This is a genomic window from Vibrio sp. 378 (genome assembly GCF_033339435.1).
In genome coordinates this window covers 1-1,242 of sequence record NZ_JAWOUO010000098.1, presented here as the reverse complement: position 1 = coordinate 1,242, position 1,242 = coordinate 1, and the positions used below count along the sequence as shown (strand labels likewise).

At 43.6% G+C, this 1,242-nt stretch carries 1 protein-coding gene; it reads left to right on the top strand.

The window, feature by feature from the left end; genetic code table 11:
- Positions 1-434: 434 nt before the first annotated feature.
- Entirely contained in the window at positions 435-659 is a 225-nt protein-coding gene (locus R7Q48_RS24345) for a helix-turn-helix domain-containing protein (RefSeq protein WP_110178184.1), read from the top strand.
- The last annotated feature ends 583 nt before the right edge of the window (positions 660-1,242 follow it).

The window sequence follows — 1,242 nt, the reverse complement described above, 5'->3', positions numbered from 1 at the left end:
ACAAAGGGTTTCCTAAAAATAAATAACTCATTTCTTACCACGATAGCCTCTTTACTAAGAAACCTCCGTCCTACGCAGTCCCCACAATAACATCGCTAAAAACTCGCTTATCTAAAAACCTTATAACTATTAGTAAAAAGTGCTCTATATGTGTTCGCTATTTATCGACCTAAACCACCATCATTCCATCCTTAATATCGACTTTAAAAAGCTCGCAAGTCAGCAAAAATCCATTCAGATGAAAATGAAACTGCTAGCCCTTGCTCATTTCAAATGACGGGACTCACGCACACAAATCGTCAAGTTTCTCAAGGTAAGCCGAACCAGTGTCAATAAGTGGGTTCAGACCTTTCTTTAAGAAGGGACGAAAGGACGGCAAAGAAAAGCCAAGAAGAGGAAGACCACCACTCTTAACTTCCGAGCAAAGAGAACAATTGAGCCAATATATAAAAGATAAAGCCAATGATACACAGGGCGGACGACTGACTTGTGCCGACATCCAGGCTTATATCGTGAAAGAATTTGGTCAGTACTACCACTCTAATTCTATCTATTACCTGCTCGACTACATGGGCTTTTCATGGATAACTTCTCGTTCAAAACACGACAACACGCTTATGGGCAGAAAAGCAACTCGCCCAAGAGCCGTGAAGCAATAACAATTTGAGTATGCTTATCGTTCGGTTCAGTTTGTCCCAGAAAAGGAATTGGTGAGGCTATCGTTGTCCCTTGGGTTCATAAAGACATCATGATAGAGCACTTGGCAGTCACGGAGGAGGGACGTCACGCTGTCGTTGTAATGGATGGTGCAGAATGGCATACAGAAGAAATTGCCAATGACTTTAAAATGTCAGTGTCATCAAACTTTCACCCTATTCTCCAGAGCTAAACCTTATCGAACAAGTATGGCGTTGGTTGAGGCAACCAATCTTTTACGTATTACGACGACATCATCTCCAAAGTCTGCGATGCATGGAATCGGCTTTGTTGCTCCCAAAGAGTCACCAATATGTGCTCGAGAAGATGGATAGACCTGACCAGTTAATTTTCCAGATTGGTATAAATGGCGAAGTCGTGGAACTGCAGATCATCGAGAATGGTCTTTCTTGGAAGGGAAAAGACAGCCCCTAAAACGACAAAAGCCCTGCTATTTCTAGCAGGGCTTTCAAATAAGTGGCGGAGTGGACGGGACTCGAACCCGCGACCCCCGGCGTGACAGGCCGGTATTCTAACCAACTGAAC